This window comes from Frankia sp. CeD (assembly GCF_000732115.1).
GTDB lineage: Bacteria > Actinomycetota > Actinomycetes > Frankiales > Frankiaceae > Frankia > Frankia casuarinae.
This window is the reverse complement of record NZ_JPGU01000024.1, coordinates 20,636-27,581: the sequence shown is the minus strand read 5'-3', so window position 1 is coordinate 27,581 and position 6,946 is coordinate 20,636. Positions and strand designations below refer to the sequence as shown.

The 6,946-nt window shown below is 70.4% G+C and carries 5 protein-coding genes; 3 read left to right on the top strand and 2 right to left on the bottom strand.

The window, feature by feature from the left end; genetic code table 11:
* The first annotated feature begins 348 nt into the window (after positions 1–348).
* Both CED_RS13835 and CED_RS13830 read left to right on the top strand, forming a co-directional pair.
* Positions 349–1,791, top strand: coding sequence for a diaminopimelate decarboxylase (locus CED_RS13835; RefSeq protein WP_035911239.1), 1,443 nt, complete (start codon positions 349–351; stop codon positions 1,789–1,791).
* A 372-nt stretch (positions 1,792–2,163) separates the two neighbouring features.
* Positions 2,164–2,610, top strand: a complete 447-nt coding sequence (locus CED_RS13830; RefSeq protein WP_011438422.1) for a hypothetical protein — start codon at positions 2,164–2,166, stop codon at positions 2,608–2,610.
* A gap of 246 nt (positions 2,611–2,856) precedes the next feature.
* On the opposite strand, the gene CED_RS13825 is transcribed toward CED_RS13830, so the two are convergent.
* Positions 2,857–3,681, bottom strand: a complete 825-nt coding sequence (locus CED_RS13825) for an ATP-binding protein (RefSeq protein WP_235187082.1) — start codon at positions 3,679–3,681, stop codon at positions 2,857–2,859.
* A gap of 246 nt (positions 3,682–3,927) precedes the next feature.
* On the bottom strand, positions 3,928–6,186 hold the full coding sequence (locus CED_RS13820; protein ID WP_035911232.1) for a SpoIIE family protein phosphatase: 2,259 nt from the start codon (positions 6,184–6,186) through the stop codon (positions 3,928–3,930).
* A gap of 172 nt (positions 6,187–6,358) precedes the next feature.
* Between CED_RS13820 and CED_RS13815 the strand changes: the two genes are divergently transcribed.
* Positions 6,359–6,946, top strand: a 588-nt coding sequence (locus tag CED_RS13815) for a HAMP domain-containing protein (protein WP_160172394.1), incomplete at its 3' end; no start/stop codon positions are given.

Here is a 6,946-nt window from a genome sequence, read left to right as displayed (position 1 = left end):
GNNNNCCGTGTGATGTATCAGGCACCGTTTGCGGATCCGATCCGTGTTTCGTCGCCCCACCATCGGGCTAACCGACAGCGTCGGGTCCAGGTGGAGACCACCCATCCGAGACCACTGTCTGGACCACCCTTCTGGACCATGCGTCCGCACTCGGCAGCCCGCGCCACACGCCATCGCTCCTGTGCGCCTGGCGGCAGTGCGCCTGGCGGCAGTGCGCCTGGCGGCAGTGCGCCTGGCGGCAGAGGGGATTGTCCTGTCCCTGGCGAGGGACGCGGCTGAGCTCGGACAACTGATGGAGTCTCGGACGACTGATGGAGTGACGACTGATTGGAGTGAGGAGTCGATCTGGTGGACCTGCCGCCCTCGGCCGCGCCGCTGCGCGCCCTGCCCGCCGAAAGCCTCCCCCGTCCGGTGTTGACCGCGGTGCGTGCCTGGCCGGCCGGCGCCGGAGAGGTCAGCGCCTACTTTTACGACCCGGCGGCGGCCGCGCGGAACGCCGCGGCGCTGCGGGCCTGCCTGCCCATGTGGGCGGAGGTCTGCTACGCGGTCAAGGCCAACAGCTTTCCGCCGATACTCGACGCCCTGTTGCGTGGGACCGGTCCGGACATCCCTCGGTCGGGGCGGGAACGGAGTGACTCCAGCCCGGGCGCCACCCCGACCGACGCCAGGACCGACGCCAGGAGCGACGCCAGGAGCGACGCCAGGACCGGCGCCAGCGGTCGGGGCATCGACGGTTTCGAGGTCTCCTCCGCGCACGAGGTGCGCCTGGCGCAGGCAGCGTACGGCCGGGTCGACTCCGCCCGACGTCCCCGCCTGGTCGCATCCGGACCGGGAAAGTCGATGACCCTGCTTACCGCGCTGGTCTCGGCCGACGTCGACGTCGTCAACGTCGAGAGCTTCGGCGAACTGCGCCGCCTGGACGCCGTCGCGGCCCGGCTCGGCCGTCGGGTGCGGGCGGCGGTGCGCGTCAACCCGGCCCAGGTAGGCCTGGCAGGCTCCCTCCAAATGGGCGGTCGGCCGAGTGCGTTTGGCATCCCCGAAACGGAGGTCCCCGCCGCGCTCGAACTCGCGGCGGATCTGGCCCATATCGACGTCGTCGGATTCCATGTCCACGCAGTGTCCGGCAATCTCGATGCCGCCGCCCATCTGGGCTACGTCCGGTGGTGTCTCGATTTCGCCGTCCGGACGGCTGCCGTGGCCGGGATCGAGCTGCGGATGGTCGACGTGGGCGGTGGATTCGGGGTTCCGTTCGAACCGGACCGGCGCGGTGACCGGCCCTTTGACCTAATCCGATTTGGTGAGGGACTAAGTTCGCTGCCGGTGCCGGACGGAACTCGGGTAATCTTCGAGCCGGGGCGGATGCTGGTGGCCGACTCCGGCTGGTACGCCGCCGAGGTGATCGACGTCAAACATTCCTACGGGACGGAATTCGTGATTCTGCGTGGCGGAATTCATCATTTCGCGCTGCCGACATCGTGGGAGATCGTCCATAACTTCGCCGTCGTGGAGAGATCGGGCCGGAACGGTGGGCCGGAGCCGGAGCACACGCGGGAGGCGGTGGTCGAAGGTCGTCCGGTGACGGTGGTCGGGGAGCTGTGCACGCCGGAGGACACCCTCGCCCGTGACATCACGGTCGATCGGGTGCGGCCGGGTGACGTCGTCGTCTTCCCCATGGCGGGNGCGTACGGCTACGAGTTCGCACTGCCGGATTTCCTCGGCCACCCCCGGGCCCGGCGCATCGAGCTTCGGGGAACACGGCATGCTCCGTTCCCCACCGATCGGTCGAGCTGATCGGATACCCGGGAGAGGAATGTTCCTTCAGCACCAGGTAGCACCAGGTTCAAGCTCATCGCTCCAGCCGCCATGGCAGTTATTTCTGACATTCTAGACAATATTACTCCAAGTCGCATTTTTCGGGTTATTGACAATCTGTTGATGGGGCGATACGCAGTGTTTATCGACCTGGCGCCCAAACGGGACATTGCGGACGGCGGGGGCCGATGTGTCGTGGTTCTGGCCCGTTCGGCTGGTCAAAATTAGGACTTCTGTCACAATGAATAGATAACTAGCAATCTATAGTGGCATTCCTATCAGATCAGCCGTGACTGCCGATCGGGAGTCACATCAGGACACGGCCGGGAGTATCGATCGGGGAGAAGACCCATGTTTTCGTACCTACATCGTCTCAGGACCATCAGCGTGCTCGGCGCGGCGACCCTTGTCGGCGGGCTGCTCGGCGGCGGTGGCTACGCCTACGCGCAGAGCGGTTTCACCGGCAACCCCTGGGTGTTCCGGGCGACCAACCAGAGCGCTGAGGGGCTTCGTATCCAGTCGACGGGCGGGCCCAACGGCCAGCTGTTCATCGTCTACGACCATCTGAACCAACCCATCTTCGCCGTCAACAAGGCCGGCGGCGCCGGCGTGTTCGGGGACAACTTCAACGTCCACCAGGGCAACGACATCCTGCATCCCTGGGTGCGGATCAGCGTCACCGATCCGCAGCCCGCCGACTGCGTGACCACGGGCCAGCTCGTCATCGGGGGCTCGACCGGTTCGGGTGGCCGCATCTGGCGGTGCGTCGTCGGGCAGGGATGGACGTCCGTCGTCTGACGGGACGTGGCCCGCGGCGGGGCGAGGCCCGCTTGGACGATCGTGACGTCACGCGGCGTCACGATTCAGTGCCGCATTGCTTTTCAAGTAGCGCACGCCCTTTTGTAACCGGCGTCACAGAACCTCTGCGCTGACCCGCTGACCCGCTGACCCGCTGAGCCGCTGAGCCGCTGATCGGGTGATTCGCCAACCATGCCGGACCCATCCGCTGCGGGGGAGGGCCGGGCGGGGAATGACGTGACGGCGTCAGGGGCCGTTGGTGATGATCGTGACGGCCGCCTCGGCGTCGTTTGGCCGGGCCGCCTCCCAACCCGCGCGTGCCGCTCCGGTGCGGCCTGATCCGGCACGGTCCGATCCCGGCCGCCTCGACAGGACCGGGAAGGGGGACATCCCGAAGGCGGACGACAGCAGGGCCGATGCGGAGGCGGCCGGGGGACGTGGCGCGGGACGGATCGGTGGGGAGTACCGGGCGGCCGGGGCAGAGCGGGTCACAGTGGTGGGTTCGGTGGGTTCGGTAGGTTCGGTGGGTTCGGCGGGNGACGACCCGTCGGCGGACGACGGCCCCTCGGGCAGCGAGGAGCTCCCGGCGCCCGGGGAGGCCGCGCCGTCGGCTTCGGGGACGGAGGCGGACCGCCGACCCACCACCGGCGCCGGCGGAACCGGCACGGGCAGGTCGAACCACAGGTACTTCCCTGACTCGACCGCCACCGTCCCCCAGCTGCCCGCCAACGTGTCGAGAACCAGCAGGCCGCGACCGCCCTCGGCGTCCGGCGCGACCTCACGCCGCTGCGGCAGAACCGTCGAGGTGTCCGACACGGACGCGTGGATCAGACCGGGCCGTATCTCGATAAGCAGCCACAGCGGCGGCTGCCCGTATTTGACCGCGTTCGTCACGAGCTCGCTGACGAGCAGCTCGGCGGTGCCGCGCAGGTCCTCGGGAAGGTCCGCCAGCCGGATGCCCTCGCGGAGCACCCTGCGGGCCTGCGGGACGGCGGAGGGCAGATAGGGGAGCTCGGCGAGTATGTGGGTTGCGGGTGGGCAACTGGACGTTGCCTGCCGTACCACATCCATCGGGACCGAAGACGCGCTCATCGACCACCAAGCCTGTGCGAGGATATCGAGGTGGCTCTACCCACTGGGTGGGGATTGAAGCCTCTGTTTCCGGATCGCACCTCTTGAGGCTATGTCGATCTGGCATCCGGTGCGGTGCCGGTGGCGCCTCCTTTCCGTGGGCCTTCGTGCCCGCGGGGCCCGGGGGGACGCCCGCGGGCGTAGCGGAGGCGCCTCGGAGGTACCCCGAAGCGTCCATCATGCCGGTCAGCCGGGCACGCGCGCCACGAGGATCGCGACATCGTCGCGCAGGTTGCCGCCGGCAAACCGCTCGGCGGCGGCCAGGACGCGATCCGCGATCCCCTGCGCTGACAGGCCTGCGCATCCCCCGATCGCGTCGAGGAGCCGGTCCTCGCCGAGCAGCTTCCCGCCATTGCGGGCCTCGATGACCCCGTCGGTGTAGAAGACCAGTGACTCGCCCGGGCGCAGGACGATCTCGAACCCCGGAAACGAGACCTCGTCGTCGTCGAGGACGCCGAGCAGGGTTCCCGGGCGACCGACGAGCGAGGCGCGCCCGTCGGCGTGCAGCACCACCGGCTGGGGATGGCCGGCGAGGAACAGCCGCAGTCGGATCCTGGTGCTGGTGCTGGTGCTGGTGCTGGTGCTGGTGCTGGTGCTGGTGTCGGTGTCGGTGTCGGCGGGCTCGCCCTCCGCGGGTCCGCCGGCCGGCGCCATGATCGTGGCGGCGGCCAGGGTGCAGAACCGACTCTGCCCGTTCGGATGAGACGACGCGGCGTCGCGCAGGGTCCGGTTCAACTCGAGCAGCACCTCGCCGAGCTCCGTACCCCGGCCCGTCAGCAGCCGCAGGACGGCGCGGGCCACCCCGGTCACGGTGGCGGCCTCTGCACCCTTGCCACAGACGTCGCCGATGGCGATCGTCCAGCCGAGCGGACCCCACAGCAGGTCGAAGAAGTCGCCGCCGACGTCGAGACCCGCCGACTGCGCGGCGCCGTAGGCGGAACCGAGATCCAGTCCCTCGATCATCGGCAGCTCCGGTGGGCGCAGACCCGCCTGGAGCGTGCCGGCCAGTTCCACCTGCCGGCTGTAGAGCCGGGCGTTGTCGACCGCGAAGGCGGCCCGGCGCGCGAGGTCGGCGAGCAGATCGATCTCGTCCGCGGCGAAGGCGTTGCCCTCGGGGCGGCCGAGCGCGAGCACCCCGAGTACCCGCCGCCGGGCCCGCAGCACCATCACGAGCGCCGGTCCGCCNAGCGCGGTCAGTGAACGCACTCGGTCTCCGCTCGCGGAGCGCACCGCCGCCATCAACGGGCCGTCCGGGTCGACCGCGGCAGCGGTGAGGGCGCCCGCCGCGTTCTCCTCCGCGTGTGCCGCCGCCCACAGGGCGGGATCGGCGTTCTCCCGGTGCAGGTACACCGCGCACCACTGGGCCAGCCGCGGGACCGGCAACCGCGCGAGCAGCGCCAGCGAGCGGCTCAGGTCCAGGCTGCCCGCCAGCAGATCGGACGCCTCGGCGAGGAAGGACAGCATCCCGATGCGGCGCTCCTCGGCGCGTCGCATGTCGCCGCCGCCGAGGGCCAGGGCCATCCATCGGGTCGTCAGGCGGATGCGTTCCAGGTCCAGCCCGGCCGCCGCGGCGGCATCCATCCGGCGGACGTCGCCGGGGACACCCACTCCGCCCGAATCGCTGGTGCCGCCCGAATCGCTGGTGCCGCCCGAACCACTCGGGCGGCCGCCGGCCGCCGGCCAGAGCAGCAGTTCGCCGAGGCTCTCCTGCGTCGGATCCAGCGGGAACAAGAGCGCCTCGGTAACCGGGCCGACGGCCCCGAGCGTGGCCACGGTCTCCGACCGGCCGCCGTCGCGCCCGGGACGCCGCACCAGCCCGGCGGTGACCGCGAGCGCGTCCACCAGCTGCGCGAGCAGCTCACTGACCTCGCCCTCGGCGGTGAGGGCACGGGCGGTGTCCCGGGCTATCAGCCGGACCGGACGCGGCGCCGGTACCACGGGGGCCGGTACCGGGCGGGGCGCGGGACAGGTCACAGCCACAGCGGGACTGGTCACAGCAGCGGTGGGCGAGCCGTCGCCGGCGGTTTCCAGGCGGAACCAGACGGTCTTGCCACCGCGGCCGTGCTCGGTCCCCCAGCTCGTCGCGAGCGCGTCGACGAGGGCGAGGCCGCGGCCGTCCTCGCGCAGCCCGTCGATGCCGAAGTCAGCGTCCTCGACCTTCTTTACCCGGGCCATGCCGATGCGGACCGGATGCCGGTCGGTGACCCCGACCCGCACGCCGTCACCGTCCGCGCGCACCTCCACGGTGGCCGAGGTGCCCGCGTGCACGACGACATTGGTGACCAGCTCGGTGACGAGCAGAAGCGCGGAGTCCAGCAGGTCGTCGTCCAGCTGCCCGTGCAACGCCTCGAGCAGGAAGCGCCGGGCGGCCCGGGGGGAGTCGGGCGTCGGTGGCAACGCGATGGCGCGCGCCGGCATCGTCCCACCCCCTGCTGCGCCATACATGTACTCAGTCTCTCCTGCGTTGTCCATCGTGAGGCGGATACTGGCGGCTGGTGTCACCTGTCCACCGACGCCGCCCCACGCCGGTGCCCGTGGGAGACCGCCCTTGACCCGGGCCCTCCGCCCGGCCCGGGACCCGAGACGATCGTGTCGACTGAGCTCAGGTAGGAGACCAATGAGCCCCGCATACGACCCGCAACCCTCGGCTCGTCATGATCTGGATGCACCAGGCGGTGACGCTACCGCGACCATCGTGCCCCATGCATCCCTTCCCGTGGACGACACTCGGGCGTCGCGGGCCGCCGCCGACGAGCTGATCGCGGATCTCCTGCANGGGCTGNCCCGCCTGTGCGAGGGCGACTTCTCGACCCGCCTCGCGGCGCGGGACGGCTACGCCGGTGACGTGGTGCGCAAGTTCGACGAGCTGGCCGCCATCCAGGAGCGCCACGCGCGTGAGCTGGCCCGGGTCAGTAAGGTGATCCGCCGTGACGGTNGGCTCACCCTGCGGATGGAGGACCTGGGCAACCCCGGCGGCTGGTCCGACATGACGCAGGCGGTGAACTCCCTCATCGACGACCTGGCCCGGCCGACCCACGAGGTGGCGCGGGTCATAGCGGCGGTGGCCGAGGGGGACCTGTCCCAGCACATGGCGTTGGAGATCGCCGGCCAGCCGGTGCGCGGGGAGTTCCTGCGGATCGGCACCACGGTGAACACGATGGTGGACCAGTTGTCGTCGTTTGCGGACGAGGTGACCCGGGTCGCC

Coding starts and splice junctions, on each gene's coding strand:
- CED_RS13830 (WP_011438422.1), top strand. CDS start 2,164: ATGTTTTCGTACCTACATCGTCTCAGGACCATCAGCGTGCTCGGCGCG.